At 57.5% G+C, this 16,918-nt stretch carries 20 protein-coding genes; 10 read left to right on the top strand and 10 right to left on the bottom strand.

Features of this window, described 5'->3' with window-relative positions; genetic code table 11:
* Positions 1–187: 187 nt before the first annotated feature.
* On the bottom strand, positions 188–1,342 hold the full coding sequence (locus QOL67_RS13095; protein WP_283426413.1) for an MFS transporter: 1,155 nt from the start codon (positions 1,340–1,342) through the stop codon (positions 188–190).
* Between the two features lie 93 nt (positions 1,343–1,435).
* Here QOL67_RS13095 and QOL67_RS13090 point away from each other — a divergent pair, with 93 nt between their 5' ends.
* The gene (locus QOL67_RS13090) at positions 1,436–1,912 is read left to right on the top strand and encodes an Lrp/AsnC family transcriptional regulator (protein ID WP_283426412.1); all 477 of its coding nucleotides are present in this window, start codon (positions 1,436–1,438) and stop codon (positions 1,910–1,912) included.
* A 69-nt stretch (positions 1,913–1,981) separates the two neighbouring features.
* Complete coding sequence (locus QOL67_RS13085; RefSeq protein WP_283426411.1) at positions 1,982–2,905, top strand: DMT family transporter; 924 nt, start codon at positions 1,982–1,984, stop codon at positions 2,903–2,905.
* On the opposite strand, the gene QOL67_RS13080 is transcribed toward QOL67_RS13085, so the two are convergent.
* On the bottom strand, positions 2,862–3,542 hold the full coding sequence (locus QOL67_RS13080) for a thiamine diphosphokinase (RefSeq protein WP_283426410.1): 681 nt from the start codon (positions 3,540–3,542) through the stop codon (positions 2,862–2,864). The two genes, QOL67_RS13085 and QOL67_RS13080, sit on opposite strands and share 44 nt — an antisense overlap.
* A gap of 141 nt (positions 3,543–3,683) precedes the next feature.
* Between QOL67_RS13080 and QOL67_RS13075 the strand changes: the two genes are divergently transcribed.
* Positions 3,684–6,140 (top strand): hypothetical protein, encoded by a 2,457-nt coding sequence (locus QOL67_RS13075; RefSeq protein WP_283426409.1) that lies wholly within the window; start codon positions 3,684–3,686, stop codon positions 6,138–6,140.
* Between the two features lie 51 nt (positions 6,141–6,191).
* Here QOL67_RS13075 and QOL67_RS13070 read toward each other — a convergent pair whose 3' ends face one another.
* The 4 genes from QOL67_RS13070 to QOL67_RS13055 all read right to left on the bottom strand — a co-directional run bounded on the left by QOL67_RS13070 (position 6,192) and on the right by QOL67_RS13055 (position 9,993).
* Positions 6,192–7,829 carry a saccharopine dehydrogenase family protein gene (locus tag QOL67_RS13070; RefSeq protein WP_283426408.1) on the bottom strand — a complete coding sequence of 546 codons (1,638 nt, stop codon included), beginning with the start codon at positions 7,827–7,829 and terminating at the stop codon, positions 6,192–6,194.
* Entirely contained in the window at positions 7,826–8,293 is a 468-nt protein-coding gene (locus QOL67_RS13065) for a thiol-disulfide oxidoreductase DCC family protein (RefSeq protein WP_283426407.1), read from the bottom strand. The genes QOL67_RS13070 and QOL67_RS13065 overlap by 4 nt, the downstream gene beginning before the upstream one ends.
* A 115-nt stretch (positions 8,294–8,408) precedes the next feature.
* Positions 8,409–8,651, bottom strand: coding sequence for a DUF2842 domain-containing protein (locus QOL67_RS13060; RefSeq protein WP_283426406.1), 243 nt, complete (start codon positions 8,649–8,651; stop codon positions 8,409–8,411).
* A 28-nt stretch (positions 8,652–8,679) separates the two neighbouring features.
* A complete protein-coding gene (locus QOL67_RS13055) occupies positions 8,680–9,993 on the bottom strand; it encodes an adenylosuccinate synthase (RefSeq protein WP_283426405.1) in 1,314 nt (437 codons plus the stop codon).
* Between the two features lie 151 nt (positions 9,994–10,144).
* On the opposite strand from QOL67_RS13055, the gene QOL67_RS13050 reads away from it, so the two are divergent.
* Positions 10,145–10,540 carry a DUF6524 family protein gene (locus QOL67_RS13050; protein ID WP_283426404.1) on the top strand — a complete coding sequence of 132 codons (396 nt, stop codon included), beginning with the start codon at positions 10,145–10,147 and terminating at the stop codon, positions 10,538–10,540.
* 62 nt (positions 10,541–10,602) lie between these two features.
* Positions 10,603–10,920 (top strand): hypothetical protein, encoded by a 318-nt coding sequence (locus QOL67_RS13045; RefSeq protein WP_283426403.1) that lies wholly within the window; start codon positions 10,603–10,605, stop codon positions 10,918–10,920.
* On the opposite strand, the gene QOL67_RS13040 is transcribed toward QOL67_RS13045, so the two are convergent.
* Positions 10,917–11,126, bottom strand: coding sequence for a hypothetical protein (locus QOL67_RS13040; RefSeq protein ID WP_283426402.1), 210 nt, complete (start codon positions 11,124–11,126; stop codon positions 10,917–10,919). The two genes, QOL67_RS13045 and QOL67_RS13040, sit on opposite strands and share 4 nt — an antisense overlap.
* On the opposite strand from QOL67_RS13040, the gene QOL67_RS22080 reads away from it, so the two are divergent.
* Positions 11,029–11,259 carry a transferrin-binding protein-like solute binding protein gene (locus QOL67_RS22080; protein ID WP_430458954.1) on the top strand — a complete coding sequence of 77 codons (231 nt, stop codon included), beginning with the start codon at positions 11,029–11,031 and terminating at the stop codon, positions 11,257–11,259. The two genes, QOL67_RS13040 and QOL67_RS22080, sit on opposite strands and share 98 nt — an antisense overlap.
* Here the strand turns inward: QOL67_RS22080 and QOL67_RS13035 are convergent.
* The 3 genes from QOL67_RS13035 to nthA are packed head-to-tail and all read right to left on the bottom strand — an operon-like array spanning position 11,256 to position 12,873.
* Positions 11,256–11,588, bottom strand: coding sequence for a nitrile hydratase accessory protein (locus QOL67_RS13035; RefSeq protein WP_283426401.1), 333 nt, complete (start codon positions 11,586–11,588; stop codon positions 11,256–11,258). The two genes, QOL67_RS22080 and QOL67_RS13035, sit on opposite strands and share 4 nt — an antisense overlap.
* On the bottom strand, positions 11,585–12,262 hold the full coding sequence (gene nthB, locus QOL67_RS13030; protein WP_283426400.1) for a nitrile hydratase subunit beta: 678 nt from the start codon (positions 12,260–12,262) through the stop codon (positions 11,585–11,587). The genes QOL67_RS13035 and nthB overlap by 4 nt, the downstream gene beginning before the upstream one ends.
* Positions 12,259–12,873, bottom strand: a complete 615-nt coding sequence (gene nthA / locus QOL67_RS13025; RefSeq protein WP_283426399.1) for a nitrile hydratase subunit alpha — start codon at positions 12,871–12,873, stop codon at positions 12,259–12,261. Before nthA ends, nthB begins: the two co-directional genes overlap by 4 nt.
* A gap of 152 nt (positions 12,874–13,025) precedes the next feature.
* Between nthA and secG the strand changes: the two genes are divergently transcribed.
* From secG to QOL67_RS13005, 4 genes are all read left to right on the top strand, one after another.
* Complete coding sequence (gene secG / locus QOL67_RS13020; RefSeq protein ID WP_283426398.1) at positions 13,026–13,388, top strand: preprotein translocase subunit SecG; 363 nt, start codon at positions 13,026–13,028, stop codon at positions 13,386–13,388.
* Positions 13,389–13,652: 264 nt separating this feature from the next.
* A complete protein-coding gene (gene pyrG, locus QOL67_RS13015) occupies positions 13,653–15,296 on the top strand; it encodes a CTP synthase (RefSeq protein ID WP_283426397.1) in 1,644 nt (547 codons plus the stop codon).
* Positions 15,297–15,552: 256 nt separating this feature from the next.
* Entirely contained in the window at positions 15,553–15,825 is a 273-nt protein-coding gene (locus QOL67_RS13010) for a hypothetical protein (protein WP_283426396.1), read from the top strand.
* 207 nt (positions 15,826–16,032) lie between these two features.
* The gene (locus QOL67_RS13005) at positions 16,033–16,902 is read left to right on the top strand and encodes an ATPase (RefSeq protein WP_283426395.1); all 870 of its coding nucleotides are present in this window, start codon (positions 16,033–16,035) and stop codon (positions 16,900–16,902) included.
* Positions 16,903–16,918 lie beyond the last annotated feature (16 nt).

The following is a 16,918-nucleotide window of genomic DNA, read 5'->3' as shown; positions in this document are numbered from 1 at the left end:
ATCCTGCGCAAGATTGCTGAGAACGACTATGGCGCCCTGGGTGATACCAGCACACTGGCCGATCCCGGCGTGGTCGATGATCTCATCGAAAATCGAATGAACCGCTAAGGTTTTCCCCGAAGCCGGGCGTCGATCCATCGCCCGGGTTCATTCCCTGTCGGGCCGACCTTTGTGTCGGCCCGTTTTTTCATTCTGCGGCGGATACCACCGCGTGCCCTGACCGACGCAACGTCCAAAGAGCGCTGATCAGCGCAGGCGCCACACAAGCGGCAGACAGCACAGACGCAACAGCAAACCCCTGCGTTTCAAACACCGGCCGGAACGCGGCGGTGCCCACAAACATCGCCACATAGGTGGTGGCACTATAAAGCCCCAAGATTGCCCCGCGCTGGCTGGGCGAGAGGGCGCTCATCTGCCCAACCAGAATGTTCAGGCCCATATGGTTCACCGCGCCCCAAAACAGACACACCCCAAAGATCGCAAGCCCCTGTCCAGCGCAGACCGCCATCAGCAGATAGACCAGTAGCAGCGCGCCGAACACCACCGGCGCGGCCCGCGTGGCGCCAAAACGATCGATCAACCGATCCAGCGGCGCCACCATGCCAAAGCCAACCCCGTAGGTTAGCGCACCCAAGCCCGCCATTCCGGTGGAAAACCCCAAAATCGTGGTGAGATGCGCCCCGAGGTAAGCATAGAGCCCATAAAACGCACTCATAAAGCAAACCACCGCCAACAAGATGGGCAACAATCCCGGTACGCGAAACGCTTTGAACGGCGACACCGCTTGTACCGCAGCCCGCTGTGGCACTTGCATCTTCCAGATCAGCACACTCAACCCAGCGCTCAGCGCGGCCATCAACCCAAACACCGCCCGCCAATGCAGCAGATCCGCGAGCACCGCCGCAAAGGATACGCCGGCCACAAGACTCAATGTCCAGCCAGTGAGCACCTTGCCCAGCGTTGCGCTCTCCTGACCTTTTGGGGACACATCCGCTGCCAGACCATAGGTGGCTGGTAACGCCAGCCCGGCACCAATGCCAGCCAACCCTTGTGCGAACGTCAAGACGTCCAAGCTTGGCGCCAAAGCACTGATGAATAGCGCGATCACCAGGATCACCAGAGCCACTATCAACGCCCGCTTCAACCCCATCTGGTCTGCGCGCGGCGCGAGAAACAATGCACTCACCGCTGTACTGCCGCCATAAACCGCGGAGGCCAACATTACATCCGGTGCGCTTTTTTCGACAAAGTCCAAGGCCACATCCGCCGCAATCGGGCTCAGCACCAAAGAATTGGCCCCCACAACAGCAATGGCACACATCAACACCCAAACTGGTTTCATATCAGACTCCGTATTTTGGAGACTGGATAGTCAATCTGGTGCAATCTGTGTATATCATAATGCGCTTTAGTAAAAATTCCGAATGAGGTTCAGGTGACACTCAAAGACACACAGGGTTTGGACGCCATTGACCGAAAGCTATTAGGCCTTTTGAGCGAAGATGCTGAGCAAAGCTACGCCACTCTGGGTGACAAGGTGGGCCTGTCCCCACCTGCCGTGCATGAGCGTGTGAAACGTTACAAAGCCTCCGGCCGCATATCTGGTGTGACCGCGCAGCTTGATCCAATGATGACCGGCAAACCGTTTTTGGCCTTTCTACATGTCGACACCACCGGTTGGGGCAAGTCCACCGCTATGATGGAGTTGCGTGACTTGCCCGAATTGGAAGAAATCCACTCTGTGACAGGAGACACTTGTATGCTGCTGAAAGTGCGTATGCAGGATTCCAAAGCCATGGAGGCCCTGCTCAAACGGCTCTACGACATGCCCGATGTGGTCAGCACCAAAACATATGTGGCGCTCTCGACATATCTGGAACGCCCGGTGCAGGCTGGCATCACCGAGTTCTGACATCTACCCACATTGTGTTGGCACAATCTTTCTGTTGCCTTGGTTAATCCGCCGCCCTAGCGTGCCGCGATGAACGATCATTCAGACCAGCAAGACCGCCCCTTGCTTGGCATCCTTTTGATGCTGGGGTTTTGCGTGCTCGCCCCGTTGGGCGACGCTGTAGCCAAACTCCTGTCCGGCGCGGTCCCATTGGGGCAACTGGTCTTCATCCGCTTTGCACTGCAAGCGCTGATCCTGATCCCGATTGTGATTGTGACCCGTCGCCCCTGGCGCACGTCTGGACGTGTCTTCAAACTGGTCGTCTGGCGCACCTTGCTGCACATCGCAGGCATTGCCTTTATGTTCACCGCCCTGCGCTATCTGCCCCTGGCAGACGCCGTGGCCATTGCCTTTGTCATGCCGTTCCTCATGTTGATCTTGGGCAAATATGTGCTCAATGAAGAGGTTGGCCTACGCCGTCTCATGGCCTGCGTGGTGGGCTTTGTTGGCACGCTCATGGTGATCCAGCCCAGCTTTATCGAAGTCGGCGCCCCCGCCCTGTTGCCGCTTGGTGTGGCTGTGATCTTTGCCCTCTTTATGCTGGTCACCCGCCAAATTGCCAAAGACACCGATCCCATTGGTGTGCAAGCAGTCAGCGGCGTGCTGGGCTCAGCCTTTATCGCCGTTGCACTTTTTGCCGGCCAATCACTGGAGTGGCCCGCTCTGTCACTTTCCAGCCCCGACACCCAATACTGGGGCCTCTTATTGGCGATTGGAGTAATCGGCACCGCCGCCCATCTGGTGATGACTTGGAGCCTGCGCTACGCGCCGTCGTCCACCCTCGCCTCGATGCAGTATCTCGAAATCCCCATTGCCGCCCTGATTGGCTGGTTGGTGTTTGGTGACTGGCCCAACGGTCTCGCCGCACTTGGCATCTGCATCACCATGGCCGCTGGTCTTTATGTGGTGTTCAGGGAGCGGGCCAGCCTTCAGGCGTCGCAAGCAGTGTCTTAACCAACAGCGGCAAAATCGCTTTGGGCACGATCAACAGCATACCAGGTCCGTCCATCTCCAACGTCACAACTCCGGTTGCCGCATTTGACGTGCCAATTGCTCCGCTGGGTGCAAAAGCAATGTCGTCGATTGCCCATTTCAGTCCCATTGAGCTCCCGGTCACATCCCGCATTGGGAAAAGGGATACCCGTGTACCCGCAGGCACATCCAGCATCAGTTTGGGTGGCACAACACACAGCACATCAGTTTCCCCTACCAGCACACAGCGCCGATCCGCACGCTGCACCAGCACGTTATACGCCGCCAGCTCGTGATCCATGCGTGCACCAGTGAAGCCCACAGCCACCACCAACGGCGTCTCTATATTGCGCAGAGCCTTGTCAAAATCGGTACTGTCCTGCTCTGTGATTTCATGCACACGTTCCCACGGAATGCTCGCCGCCTGAACCATGTCCAAACTGTCCAAATCCCCAATCACCGCCTCCGGCATGTGATCCGCTGCCAAACAATGCGCGGCGCCGCCGTCAGCCGCCACCAATGTCGGGGCAAGCGCCAATGAGTCGTCTATATCTGAATCTCGCAACGATCCCGCACCAACCAGCGTGATTGGTTCCATACTGTGAACAATAGCTGCCATGTCGCCCCGTTTCGCCCCTCTCAAAAGCCCCTCGCCACAATTTGGCCTAGAAATGATACCCTGTCTTCCACAGAATCGGTCACGTTTCGACTTTCCTTAGGTGGTAGTTTGATTGCGAGTAGTGCAAAGGACCCGCAGAAGATGGTTACTAATAACAAAGTGCTCACGGTGTCTTACGGGACATTCTCCTGCACCCTTGAAGGGTTTGAGGAGTCGTTTGATACAATGAAGGCAATCGCTGAGTATTTCAGGGATCTGGCGGCGGACGATCGGTATTTTGGTGCCGAACCCCCGACCCCGGATGCTGAGATGCTTGCCCGCATCGCAGAGAAAGAAATCACCCGCCGCGTTAGTGCGCGTTTGGATCATGGCGCCATCGTTTTGAGCGCAGGTGAGCCAAAAGACGAAAACGAAGCTCGGCCCGAGCAGGTAGAACAACACGTGGCCAAAGCCGCGCCTGAGGCGCAGCCAGGACCAGAACCACAAGCAGCACCTGAGCCTGTGGCTGAAGCACCTGTGATTGAAGAGGTCGTGGCACAGGCAGCGGTGCCAGCCGTTGAAGACACACCCGCAGAAGGGCTGGTTGACGTACCAGTAGAAGACGTTGCTGAAGCTGTTGTCGAGGACGCCCCGGTTGCAGCCGAAAAGGTGATCGAAGAGGAAGACGCGCCCGCTCCTGTAGAGGAAACCGTTGCAGAAGACGTGCTGGCCGAAGCACCTGTGGCTGAGGACACCCCTGCTGAAGTTGAAGCAGACGTGGCCGAAGTTGCGGTGACCGAAGAGCCCGCGCCGGAAGCGGGTTTTGAAGGCACTCCTGAACCGGTCTCTGAAGACAATATCGCTGACAGCGTGATGGCCGCAATTGCCGATGACAGCTTGCCAGAGGCCAAAGTAACCCCTGTTGTCGACATAATTGAAGAGACCATCGAAGAGGTTGCGGCCGAAGACATCGTTGAAGTCGCGTCCTCAGAAGTAGACCTCGCAGGCATCTCCGCCGCTGTGTCCGCTGTGGACGCCCTGTCTGATGACCAGCTGCAAACCGATTCCGAAGCAGACACCTCCGACCTTCTGATTTTGGATGCGCCTGTGGAAAGCAACAGCGCGGACCCGTTTGCCGAGAACGCGGCGGACAACGCCGTAGAGGCCGCCGATTGGGAAGACGCTGCCGACGAACCGGAGTTTGAAGAAAACTCCATCGCCGCCAAGCTGGAGCGCATTCGTGCCGTTGTCGCCCGTGTAGAAGCTGAGCCGGATACCGCGGCCGTGGACGCCGAAGACGATCAACCAGAGTTGACCACTGCCGAGGCACCTGCTGACAGCAACATCTTCGACGAAGAGTTGGCGCCGATGGATTTGACCCCAATCAACGCTGAAGACGATGAAGCTGTAGAGGCGGCCGCTGAGCTGACCGAAGACATCGTAATGTCTAAGGCCGAGGTCGAAGACGCCGAGATTGTAGATGTGCTGGCTGAGGAATCACCGACACCAGAAAAGGTCGTTGCTGAGGAAGAGGCAAAGCCGGAGCCAGTTGTGCAAAAAGTGCGCCCGCTGCGTGCCCGCGTGGTTCGAATGAAAAAGGCTGACTTTGAGGACGCCGTTGCCTCGGGCCAATTGGAAGCCTCTGCGGATGAAGACGGCGAAACGGTCCAATCCCCTGCGCCTGAGGCCCCAAAGCCAACCAGCTTGACACCCGAAGACGAAGCGGACCTGCTGGCTGAATTGGCGCAAGTGGAAGCCGAGTTGAAGCTGTCCGACGTTGCGCAGGCCGCGCCAAAGGCCGCTCCGCAAGATGACGCGCAGGTTGTTTTGGACACGCCGGTTGCACCGGAAGTCGAAACAATGGGTGAGCCTCGCCAGCAGCCTGAACCAGATCTTTCCCGCCTGATGGCCAAAGCCAACAGCGAAATGGAAGAGCCTCAAGGTAAAGGCCGTCGCAGCGCCATCGCGCATTTGCGCGCCGCTGTTGCCGCCACTCGCGCCGAAAAACGCGCAGGCAATGATGGCAAAGGCAAAGACGACACCGTCGCCTACCGTGACGACCTCGCCTCCGTTGTGCGCGCCGTACCAGGTGGCAAATCCGGTGAGGCCAAATCATCCAAATCAAGTGCAGCTCCGCTAAAACTGGTGGCGGCGCAACGTGTTGATGCCACCGAGCAAAATAAATCCGAACAACCCGCTCAACAAGAGCCTGAAAGTGTACAAAAAGCCCCCCGCCGCGTCCCTGTTCGTCCGCGCCGGGTGTCTTCTGACCAACTGGACCGCGACGAAGCCGCGAAGTCCGCTGCCCCGGTCAGCGCCAAAGGCACCACGTTGAGCGGGTTTGCAGACTATGCTGCGAGCATGGGGGCAAGCCAATTGCCGGAAAGCACCGAAGCAGCGGCGGCCTATTTGACTTATGTTGAAGGCCTGGAGCGGTTTTCCCGTCCGATGTTGATGCGCATGTCTCGTGAGGTGAACATTCCACAATTCACCCGCGAAGAGGGTCTGCGTGCCTTTGGACAGCTGTTGCGCGAAAAGAAGATCGACAAAGTGGCCGGTGGCCGGTTCACTGCCAACGCCTCGATCAACTTCAAGCCACGTGACAGCAAAGCAGGGTAAGTCAGCCTGCAAAATTTGCAAAGCAAAAGCCCGATCAGCCGATCGGGCTTTTCAATTTTGCAATATCGGTGCGTCACTTCCCACAGGCAGCAATGACCCACGGTAGCGCACCATCAAGCTACCCGTCGGTGCATACAGAGCCACATCAAAATGGAACGTCCCATCTCGCTCAAATTCTCGCGTATCACTGAACGGCAACAGTATTTTGGGCAAAGCCACTCCCAGACACCACGCGCGACGCACCGGCATATGAACCTCGGCATCTTCAACCTTCAGATCCATTTCAAACAAGAAGGCGCCAAACCGTTCTCGAAACCGTCCCTCTTTTGGCGCCAGCTCACAGCGCGACCGCATGACATGCCCACCAAAGTCGCGTGCCCAGACCTCTCCTTTTTCTGTCACTGTCTTGGTCACTGAAACCTGACACCGCTCTGTGGCCTTGGGAAACCCAAAGACCCGCGCCGCCGCTACAGCCAACAAGCCATTGCCCCTCTCAATCTGCGCGTGCCCGTGAAGCCGTGTGACGTCCACCACCCTATGCGCATCTTGCACCGCCGCAGGCAAGCGGTCCCAGAAGGCACCCAAAGCCTTCTGAAATTGAGGGACCCAAAGTTTTTCGCTGCGGGTGTCATGAACCTGTAAATCCGCAAATGCCGCCTGCATCTCTTTCAAAGGCACTTCCGTAACGCACGCCCGCGCGCCTGGGGGAATATCTGCCAAATTGCGGACCACCGCACGCGCAGCCACCGCAGGCATAAACGGCCCCTCTCCGGCCTCCGCCACCAACCGCCAGCTGCGGCGGACCGTCGCTCCGCTGACAGCCCCCACAACATCGACGGCCATCCCACCGCGATCCGTTCCAAATGGTTGCAGTATCTGTGCCAGCGACCGAAACACCGCCAACCGGCGTGTTGTAATCTCAAAAGGCCACACCGAGCGCACCGCCGCCACTATCGCCATGCCCCAATTCAGAATCCCAAGCTCCATGCCCGCCCGAAACATCACGGAACGCGCGCCAAACACTTTGGGAAACAAGCAAATGTCCGGCACCTCAATAAACCGTGCCCGACGCGTCAAGCCTGGCATCAAAGTCACCGACCGCGCATCACTCCATCCTTTTTGATCCTGCCAGCGGCTCCCGCGCCACACAGGGACCGCCGCCCCAAGTTGAGACAAGATGCTGGCCATAACAGAAGCGCCGCGCGGGGCTTGGTTTCCAGGGAGGATTGCGGTCTCGATCAGATCAACCTGCGCCATGTCCCGGCAAAGTTCCGCGGCCACTGCGCCTGACAATGCAGGCACGCTGGACACCCCGGAAAGAACCCGCCGTCCGGCGGCTTTGGCAGCCTCATCCAATCCACTGATGCCCTGCGCAAATGCCGCATCGTCAGCCAGATCCAGATAATCTGCGCCGATATCAATGCAAAGCCGCGCCACGTGATACCCATCGGCACCATAGGCCTGAAACGGTCCAGCGGCATCAATCACCACCTCAGGCTTCAGTTCCAGAAGTTTTTCGGCATCGCGATGAATATCAAACGCGGCCCAATCGCAGCCCAGCCTGGTTGCAAGCGCGTCTGCTTTTCCCGCATCGCGCCCCACGATGGTAACCTCATGCCCGTCGCGCAGCAAAAGCTCCGTCAACCGGCTGCCAAATACACCGTAGCCGCCCAGCACCACAATTTTCATTTTAACAACAACCGCGCCTTCAACTTTTCATCTGGTAATGAACACATATCGCCTGTGCCAAACATCGCGTAGCGATTGCGCGCGATCCGCCGGTAAATCCAATCCTGCATCCCACGCGGCAATATTCGCAAAACGCGTAGTATATGCCCAACGCCACCCACCGTTTGGCCGACACGAATGATGGCATCCAGCGAACCGTAAGCCTGCCCATCCATGATCAGCAACCAGCTTTCCGGATCGTCCGGCTTCAACCCATAATGCCCCAAAAGCGCCGTACCAAGCTCCGTCTGCCCAGGACAAATCCGAAACACCTCATCCCGATCAAACCGCGCAATCATGCGCGCGCCAAAACTGCACAGCGCGCACTCCCCGTCCATCACCGTGATTGGTCCACTGTCATCAAACGGCGGCACCGTGGGATCATCCCGATATGAAAAGGAAATGCGTGGGGTCAACTCAGCCATCGCCAACTGTCCCCCGCTCTAAGGGGAGCTGCAAGCCCTCACATCGACACCCCCGCAAAAACGCAAAACGGCGACACCGAAGTGCCGCCGCTCGCTAACTTTATGCAAGGTCACCCTAAGGATCGTCGTCAAACCGCTGCTTCGGCGCATCCGGATCCGCCTGACCAATGCCTTTGAACACCGATTTGAACGGCAGGATCCAAACAATCCCAAGCCCCACATAGAGCAGCAAAGTCACCAGAACTGAATCCGGTGCAATGGTGGTGGCCAGAACCGAGGCCACCAGAATGTAGATGGGCAAGCCAACCAGCAGCACCAGCAGCGCAACCCGACGACGGGCTTTGTAACTTAGGGCCATGTCAGTCTCCTGTCAGAGGCTTGCGCGATCAATCGGCAAACGGGTCAGTGACCAGAATGGTGTCTTCCCGCTCCGGGCTGGTCGACAACAGCGCCACAGGGCATTCGATCAGCTCTTCCACGCGCTTCACATATTTCACTGCATTGGCTGGCAGATCGTTCCAGCTGCGCGCGCCTTCGGTGGTCTCAGACCAACCCGCAATCTCTTCATAGATCGGCTTACACCGTGCCTGCTGATCCGCCGCCGTGGGCAAGTAATCCAGCGTTTCTCCATCCAGATCATAGCCGACGCAGATTTTCAGCGTTTCAAACCCGTCCAGTACATCCAGCTTGGTCAAGCAAATGCCTTTGATACCAGAAGTCGCACAGGTTTGACGCACAAGCGCAGCGTCAAACCAACCGCAGCGGCGCTGACGACCAGTGGTGGTACCAAACTCATGGCCACGGGTGCCAAGGCGCTCGCCGTCCACATCAGGGGAGCCATCGGCATTCAACAGCTCGGTTGGGAACGGCCCCTCACCCACGCGGGTGGTGTAGGCTTTCACGATGCCCAGCACATAGTCGATAGAACCTGGACCAATGCCCACACCGGTCGCCGCTTGGCCGGCAATCACGTTGGAAGAGGTCACAAACGGATAGGTGCCAAAATCAATGTCCAACAGCGCGCCTTGCGCCCCTTCAAACAGGATACGCTTGCCCGCTTTGCGCTTCTCGTTCAGCACTTTCCAAACCGGCGCCGCATAGGGCAGAATTTTTCCAGCAACCTCTTTGAGCTTCGCAACCAGTGCATCGCGGTCAATGGCTTCCACGCCCAGACCTTTGCGCAGCGGATCATGGTGCTGCAACGCGCGATCGACACGGGCTTCCAAAGTGGCGGCATCCGCCAGATCGGCAACACGGATCGCACGGCGGCCCACCTTGTCTTCATAAGCCGGACCAATGCCGCGCCCAGTGGTGCCAATCTTAGTACCTTTGGAGGCCGCCTCTTCACGCGCCCGATCCAACTCGCCGTGGAACGGCATGATCAACGGCGTGTTTTCCGCAATCATCAATGTCTCTGGCGAAATATCCACGCCCTGCGCCCGCACGGTTTCGATCTCATTCAGCAGGTGCCAAGGATCCAGCACCACGCCATTGCCGATCACCGACAGTTTGCCACCACGCACCACGCCAGACGGCAGCGCGTGCAGCTTATACACCTTGCTATCAATGACCAGCGTGTGGCCCGCGTTGTGCCCGCCCTGGAATCGCGCGATGACATCGGCACGTTCGCTGAGCCAATCAACGATCTTACCTTTTCCTTCATCGCCCCACTGAGCGCCTACAACAACAACATTGGCCATATCCGGTCCTTTGCAGAGAGTTCAAACCCGCGCCCTTGTAGCCATGTTGTTTGGCTTGGGAAACCGCAAAGTGCGTCGCAGACTGGACAGAGAGTGGCTTTTTGCGCGAGGATTGTGAAAAAACACAGGCAAGACATCTAAGGGGACAGAGATGGGGCTCTTGTTACGCTGGCTGATCGCCTTTCTGTTGTTGGCAGCAACCTACAACCCAACCGAGTACAATTTTGTTGTCTGGGCACAGGCCAACTACGCCGAAGAACTGCCCCTAACCGTGCTGCTCGGCCTTCTGCTGCTGATTGGCTACGTGATTTACCTGCGCGCCACCCTTCGCTCCATCGGCGCCTTTGGCATGTCGGTGGTGCTGGCCGTGCTCGCGGCCGTCGCCTGGGTTCTGCACGATTACAACATGCTCAGCCTGGATAACGGCGCGGTGAACATCTGGCTGGCCATCCTGGCTTTGTCGATTGTGCTGGGCATCGGCCTCGGCTGGTCCATTGTGCGCCGCATGCTGACCGGCCAAGTGGATGTGGACGACGTAGAGGCATAATCTCTGCTGATGGCTCCACCACGTATAGCGAACCTAAAGACGCTCAGGACAGTACACTCGTCATGACATTTAAAGATGGTGTGCAAATCGCAATTTCAGGCTCAGCAGGAAACAGCAAGTTTGGTATCGGTACGCGAGACGGGGACAAAATTTACGCTAGAGAAAACTCGATATATTACACCGCTGATGCAGACAGTCATGATGACGGAGCTGCTGCTTACCTTTCCAATCCAGACTCAACGGACTTAGAACACATGAGCTATGGCGCTTGGATTGACGCTGACTCCAACTCCTCCGGCTCAATTGCCGCAGGTACGTATGGAGCCGCCACGCCGGAGGCGGTCATGCCAAGCAGCGGATCAGCCACGTACACCGGCTAAGGTGTCGGCGTTGCAGACCTCAATGACGGTACGCTGTATGCAACCGAATTTGACGTCGCTGTTTCCACATCCAACTTCAGCACGGTCACGATCAACAGCTCCAACACAATCACGACCGATTTAGTCGGCACCAACGGCAGCCGCCACAACTCGTCTCTGAATTTCTCCGGTACCGGCAACGTTGATGGGTCCGGGATACGCGCCAATCTGACATCGTCGTCCGGCAGCGGTACCGCAACGGGCAGTTTTTATGGCTCCAATGCCGAAGAACTTGGTGCGACTTTTGGCATAGACGGCTCAAGTGGCGCACACGTCGGCTCCTTCGGCGCTTCGCGCTAATCCGAATGTGCCAACCTGACTGGCTGACCATGCGGCGTGGAGAGATAAGCCTCGGTCCACGCCGTTTTTAACTGCTGCATCGCGCCCGCATCGGCCAGCCCGCGCTCCGAAAGAAACCCTTCAAGCGTTTCCAGCCACGCGTTGAAGTAATCCTCGCCACCATCCAACTCTTTTGACAGGCCATGCGTCTTAAGTGTCGCGCCAAACCGCTCCGCCCAATCTGCCCAAACAAAATGCCCCGCTTCATTGAGCGCCACGGTGATCGCAAACACCTGGGCATGCCAAGGCTCGGAAAACGCTGGCTCCGGCTTGTCGCCACACCAAGTCATTGCGCAGGCTCCAAGTAACTCTCCCACAGGTCCAGCACGACCACATCGCGCGGGTCCGCTTCATCCCCCCACAATTCCTGCGCGGAAAACTGCACCGCATACAACGGTTCCGCCGCCTCGCCTTTGAAATGCGCATTGCTGTCGGGAAACACATGCGCGCCGTGCTGCAAAACAACCACACCTTCAGCCCCCGCCGCATAGGCTGGCAAACGCGTGTGTCCACCTGGCACCGCTACATTGCGCGCAATCCGACGGGTTTTCACCACGGCCCCCACTGCAAACTTAGGCCCGGCCGCGTCCCTTGTATACGGACTGCCATGCGTCAGAACCGCCTCGACCGACTCCGGCTTCGCGGCCTTGTCGGCAATTGGCGACACGCCCTCTGCCTTCCCGCTGGCCAGTTCATTAACAGTCACAACACCCCGATCCACCATCAGGTCCGCCAGACCACCCATCCACTTTTCATAATAGCTGAAGGACATGTAGTCCGTTGGATCCAACAACTCCCGCGCATGCCGGGACGCATCAATATTCCACTGGCCCAAAAATCCGCAGGCCACATTGAGCGCCAACGCCCGCTTGTGCCAGTCTTTGGCCTCCGCAAAATCATAGCCATCTTGCGGGTCCACCGGCCCCGTGCCTAAACGCCCGCCCATGTCATGGATACGGCTCATGCCCCCGGCTCCTGTGCCAAAGCGGTGCCAATCATACTGTCCCGCGACACCAGCGCCGCCAGTTCCTCTTGGGAAAAGCCTTCTGTCCCTATAGGCCGCTGTGGCACCACCAAATACCGCACCTCAGCGGTGCTGTCCCACACCCGCACTTTCTGACCTGCAGACAATGTGACTCCAAATTCAGCCAACACAGCCCGCGGTTCACGCACAGACCGCGCTCGGTAGGCGTCTGATTTATACCAGCCAGGAGGAATCCCCAGTAAGGGCCACGGGTAACAGCTGCACAGGGTACAAACGACCATGTTGTGCACGTCATCGGTGTTCTCAACAAACACCATATGTTCGCCCTGTCGCCCATAGAGCCCCATCTGCTGAAGCACCGGCATCGGATCCTCCACCATCTGTTTGTGAAACTCAGGATCACGCCACATCTTGGCCACCACTTTGGCGCCATTCTGAGGACCAATCTTGTTCTGGTAGAGATCTATGATCTCATCAAGCGCAGCGGGATTCACCAAGCCTTTGTTCGTCAACAGAGTTTCAAGTGCCTTGACCCGCAACGCGGGGTCCGATGGCAGGTGAGAATGCGGGTGGTCATGATCATGTGGCATGCCAAAACCCTGCCAGAACACCCCGTCTGCGTCCATCCTCAAAACCACATCCGCACCGCAGCAGGATCAACTTCACAAATCCACCTTGCCCCCCGCCTCAAACTTGCCTACATACCCCGCTAACAATCCGAACGCTCGCATTACAGGTCCCAATGGAAAACGTTGTCCTCATCATCCATCTTCTTCTGGCTTTGTCGCTGATTGGCGCCGTACTGGTGCAACGTTCCGAAGGCGGCGGCCTTGGAATGGGCGGCGGCGGCGGTGCCGTATCTGGCCGCGCAGCAGCCACCGCGCTGACCCGCGTCACCTGGATCCTCGCAGCCGCGTTTATCTGTACGTCGATCGCGCTGACCGTGATTGCTGCCAAAAATTCTGCCTCCAGCTCGGTGTTTGACCGTCTGGGCACGTCTGCCCCAGCGGCAGAAGAATCCGCACCAACCCTACCGGGCGCAGGCGACTCGCTTCTGCCGCCTTCTGAGGGCGACAATGCGCCACTGGTGCCACGCGCCGACTAAACGTCGCGCACTGTAAACAAATTCTGGCGGTCTCTCGGGGCCGCCTGATTTTTTGCCCGTTTCGGGCGTCCACCACAGCTTGAGGCCGATACGCCACCCGCAACAGCATCTTGCGGTCCGGTTGCCTTTTGTCTGCGAATCCTATATTACTTAAGTCCCGTGATGCTGGGTCAATTTTGCAGGGAAATCTGCACTGACTTGGGCGCTGCTACATCGACAACACGTCCGACCAATGGGTCGACAATCACGGGGGATGCCACGCACATGGCACGCTATATTTTCGTTACAGGTGGGGTTGTTTCATCGTTGGGCAAAGGCCTTGCGTCTGCGGCCTTGGGTGCGCTGTTGCAAGCGCGGGGCTATACCGTGCGCCTGCGCAAATTGGACCCTTATCTGAACGTGGATCCGGGCACCATGTCCCCGTTTGAGCACGGCGAAGTGTTTGTCACCGACGACGGCGCCGAAACCGACCTCGATCTGGGCCACTACGAACGCTTTACCGGCGTGCCTGCCCGCATGACCGACTCGGTCTCCTCCGGCCGCATCTATTCCACTGTTCTGGAGAAAGAGCGTCGCGGTGATTATCTCGGCAAAACCATTCAGGTGGTCCCACACGTCACCAACGAGATCAAAGACTTCCTGCACGTTGGCGACGACGAAGTTGATTTTATGTTGTGCGAAATTGGCGGCACTGTGGGCGACATCGAGGGCTTGCCGTTTTTCGAAGCCATCCGTCAGTTCTCCCACGACAAACCCCGTGGCGATGTAATCTTTATGCACCTCACCCTGCTGCCCTACCTGGCCGCCTCCGGTGAGCTAAAAACCAAACCAACCCAGCACTCGGTGAAAGAGCTGCAATCCATCGGCATTGCACCTGACATTCTGGTCTGCCGCTCCGAGCAGCCGATCCCGGAAAAAGAGCGCCAGAAGATTGCTCTGTTCTGTAACGTGCGCAAAGAGCATGTGGTGGCCGCATATGATCTAAAGTCGATCTATGAGGCGCCTTTGGCTTATCACCGCGAAGGTCTCGATCAAGCTGTGCTCGACGCCTTTGGCATCGCTCCGGCCCCACGCCCAGATCTGCGTGTCTGGGAAGACGTGAACGACCGCATCCACAACACCGACGGCAAGATCAACGTCGCCATCGTGGGCAAATACACCCAACTCGAAGATGCATATAAATCCATTAAAGAGGCGCTCACCCATGGCGGCATGGCCAACCGGGTGAAAGTCAACGTGAGTTGGGTTGATGCTGAGCTCTTTGACAAAGACGACGCAGCGCCTTTCTTAGAAGGCTATGATGCCATTCTTGTCCCAGGTGGTTTTGGCGAACGTGGCACCGAAGGCAAAATCAAAGCTGCGCAATTTGCCCGTGAGCATAAGGTGCCCTACCTCGGCATCTGCCTTGGCATGCAAATGGCGGTAATTGAAGCCGCCCGCAACAAAGCTGGCATCTCTGACGCAGGCTCCGAAGAGTTTGACCACGAAGCTGGTGAAACTCGCTTTGAGCCGGTTGTGTACCACCTCAAAGAATGGGTGCAGGGCAACGCCAAGGTCACCCGCAAATCCACGGACGCCAAAGGCGGCACCATGCGCCTTGGCGCCTATGATGCGACCCTGACCGAAGGCTCCAAAGTGGCCGCTGCCTATGGCGCCAACGCGATCGAAGAGCGCCACCGCCACCGCTATGAAGTAGATATCAAATACCGTGAGAAGCTCGAGGCCTGTGGCCTGCGCTTCTCCGGCATGAGCCCGGATGGCCGCCTGCCAGAAATTGTCGAATGGGAAGATCACCCGTGGTTCATTGGCGTGCAGTTCCATCCGGAACTCAAATCCAAGCCCTTTGATCCACACCCGCTGTTCCGCGACTTTGTACGCGCGGCAAAAGAAAACAGCCGGTTGGTCTAACTCTGCACTACAAGCTTCAAAGGGCGCGCTCACGAGCGCGCCTTTTTTTGTGCCTACACACCGTTCCTGCGCCTCCAGACCAAGACTTTCCTTGAGTGTGAGCGGGCCGCGCTTCCCGGAAAGGCAAAGGCTCCGCGCAAACACACCTCACTTGTGACACCCTTCGGTAATTTCTCCCCCCAAGCTTCCCTTGACCAAACGGTCAATTCAAACCGAAACTCCACCTCAATTGATTAGTTTGTTGAGGATGTCCCAAATGACCAATTTCGCGCGAATTTCCGCTGTCGCAGCCTTTTTCCTCTCTGCCCTTCCCGCCTTGGCTAGCGATGATGCCTCTGACACGTTGCTGCAACTGATCCGCGACAATGGCTGTCAAATGACCGCTGTCGAAGCGGTGGAAATCTTGCCAAGATACGGTCTCATGCCAGCCCAAACCCGCGACATCATCCGTGACTGGGACAAAAAGAAATGGCTGGCGGATCACAGCATCGCAGGCGTCAAACTCTCGAAGGATGGCTGCAAAGGCTAGTCGCTTGCTGATGACGTTGAATGCGCAACGTCCGCCCGATTAACCGTGACGTCAACGTAACCACACCGCACCTCCGTAAAACAGTCGCGATACCGACGTTATACCGACACGGATTTCATAGGTTGACACAGCCCCTTCCGATTGCGTTTGACCCGCTCTGCGCGGCGCAGTACCAAACTGGCAACACCAAAAAAAGGGCATGAGGCCATGATCTACAAATCTGCGCAGGACTGGCGCGATGCAGAGCAGAAAAAAGTGCTGCTCTTTGGCATGTCCGGATTGGGAAAAACCCATATTTCCAACACCTTGCGCGAAAATGGTGATTGGTTTCACTACTCCATCGACTACCGCATTGGCACCCGCTACATGGGTGAACACATCGCTGACAACGCCAAACGTGAGGCGATGAAGGTTCCGTTTTTGCGGGAGCTGTTGATGACCGACAGCATCTATATCGGCTCCAACATCACATTTAACAACCTCGCCCCCCTCTCCACCTATTTAGGCAAGCCCGGCGACCCCGAAAAAGGTGGTCTTCCCTTTGCTGAATACATGCTGCGCCAACGCCAACATCGCACCGCTGAAATGGCGTCGTTGATGGACACAGCACCCTTCATTTCCCGCGCCCATGACCTCTATGGATACGACCATTTTGTCTGCGATACCGGTGGATCCATCTGCGAAGTTGTGGATGCGGATGATCCCAAAGATTCGATCATGACCGCCCTGTCCCAAAACACATTGATGGTCTGGATCAAAGGCTCCGATACACACACCGAAGAGCTGATACGCCGGTTTGATAGATCACCTAAACCGATGTATTATCAGCCGGAATTCCTACTCGATAGCTGGCACACCTATTTGGATGAAACCGGCAAGAACGAGAGCAGCGTTGACCCGGATACCTTTGTGCGCTGGACCTATGGCCGCGCCTTGGCGCACCGTCAGCCACGCTACGAAGCCATGGCCCGCTGGGGTGTAACCGTGACTGCCGAAGCTGTCTCACAGGTCGCCACAGCTGCCGATTTCGTTGACGTGATCGCCACAGCCCTTGAGCATCCCGCGGTCCCTGCCTAACTATGGCCCTCACGCC

The organism is Shimia sagamensis, from assembly GCF_900182745.1.
In the GTDB taxonomy this organism is placed as follows: Bacteria; Pseudomonadota; Alphaproteobacteria; order Rhodobacterales; family Rhodobacteraceae; genus Shimia; species Shimia sagamensis.
This window is presented reverse-complemented; position numbering and strand designations above follow the sequence as displayed.

Coding starts and splice junctions, on each gene's coding strand:
- QOL67_RS13095 (WP_283426413.1), bottom strand. CDS start 1,342: ATGAAACCAGTTTGGGTGTTGATGTGTGCCATTGCTGTTGTGGGGGCC.
- QOL67_RS13085 (WP_283426411.1), top strand. CDS start 1,982: ATGAACGATCATTCAGACCAGCAAGACCGCCCCTTGCTTGGCATCCTT.
- QOL67_RS13080 (WP_283426410.1), bottom strand. CDS start 3,542: ATGGCAGCTATTGTTCACAGTATGGAACCAATCACGCTGGTTGGTGCG.
- QOL67_RS13075 (WP_283426409.1), top strand. CDS start 3,684: ATGGTTACTAATAACAAAGTGCTCACGGTGTCTTACGGGACATTCTCC.
- QOL67_RS13070 (WP_283426408.1), bottom strand. CDS start 7,829: ATGAAAATTGTGGTGCTGGGCGGCTACGGTGTATTTGGCAGCCGGTTG.
- QOL67_RS13065 (WP_283426407.1), bottom strand. CDS start 8,293: ATGGCTGAGTTGACCCCACGCATTTCCTTTTCATATCGGGATGATCCC.
- QOL67_RS13060 (WP_283426406.1), bottom strand. CDS start 8,651: ATGGCCCTAAGTTACAAAGCCCGTCGTCGGGTTGCGCTGCTGGTGCTG.
- QOL67_RS13055 (WP_283426405.1), bottom strand. CDS start 9,993: ATGGCCAATGTTGTTGTTGTAGGCGCTCAGTGGGGCGATGAAGGAAAA.
- QOL67_RS13050 (WP_283426404.1), top strand. CDS start 10,145: ATGGGGCTCTTGTTACGCTGGCTGATCGCCTTTCTGTTGTTGGCAGCA.
- QOL67_RS13045 (WP_283426403.1), top strand. CDS start 10,603: ATGACATTTAAAGATGGTGTGCAAATCGCAATTTCAGGCTCAGCAGGA.
- QOL67_RS13035 (WP_283426401.1), bottom strand. CDS start 11,588: ATGACTTGGTGTGGCGACAAGCCGGAGCCAGCGTTTTCCGAGCCTTGG.
- nthB (WP_283426400.1), bottom strand. CDS start 12,262: ATGAGCCGTATCCATGACATGGGCGGGCGTTTAGGCACGGGGCCGGTG.
- nthA (WP_283426399.1), bottom strand. CDS start 12,873: ATGCCACATGATCATGACCACCCGCATTCTCACCTGCCATCGGACCCC.
- secG (WP_283426398.1), top strand. CDS start 13,026: ATGGAAAACGTTGTCCTCATCATCCATCTTCTTCTGGCTTTGTCGCTG.
- pyrG (WP_283426397.1), top strand. CDS start 13,653: ATGGCACGCTATATTTTCGTTACAGGTGGGGTTGTTTCATCGTTGGGC.
- QOL67_RS13010 (WP_283426396.1), top strand. CDS start 15,553: ATGACCAATTTCGCGCGAATTTCCGCTGTCGCAGCCTTTTTCCTCTCT.
- QOL67_RS13005 (WP_283426395.1), top strand. CDS start 16,033: ATGATCTACAAATCTGCGCAGGACTGGCGCGATGCAGAGCAGAAAAAA.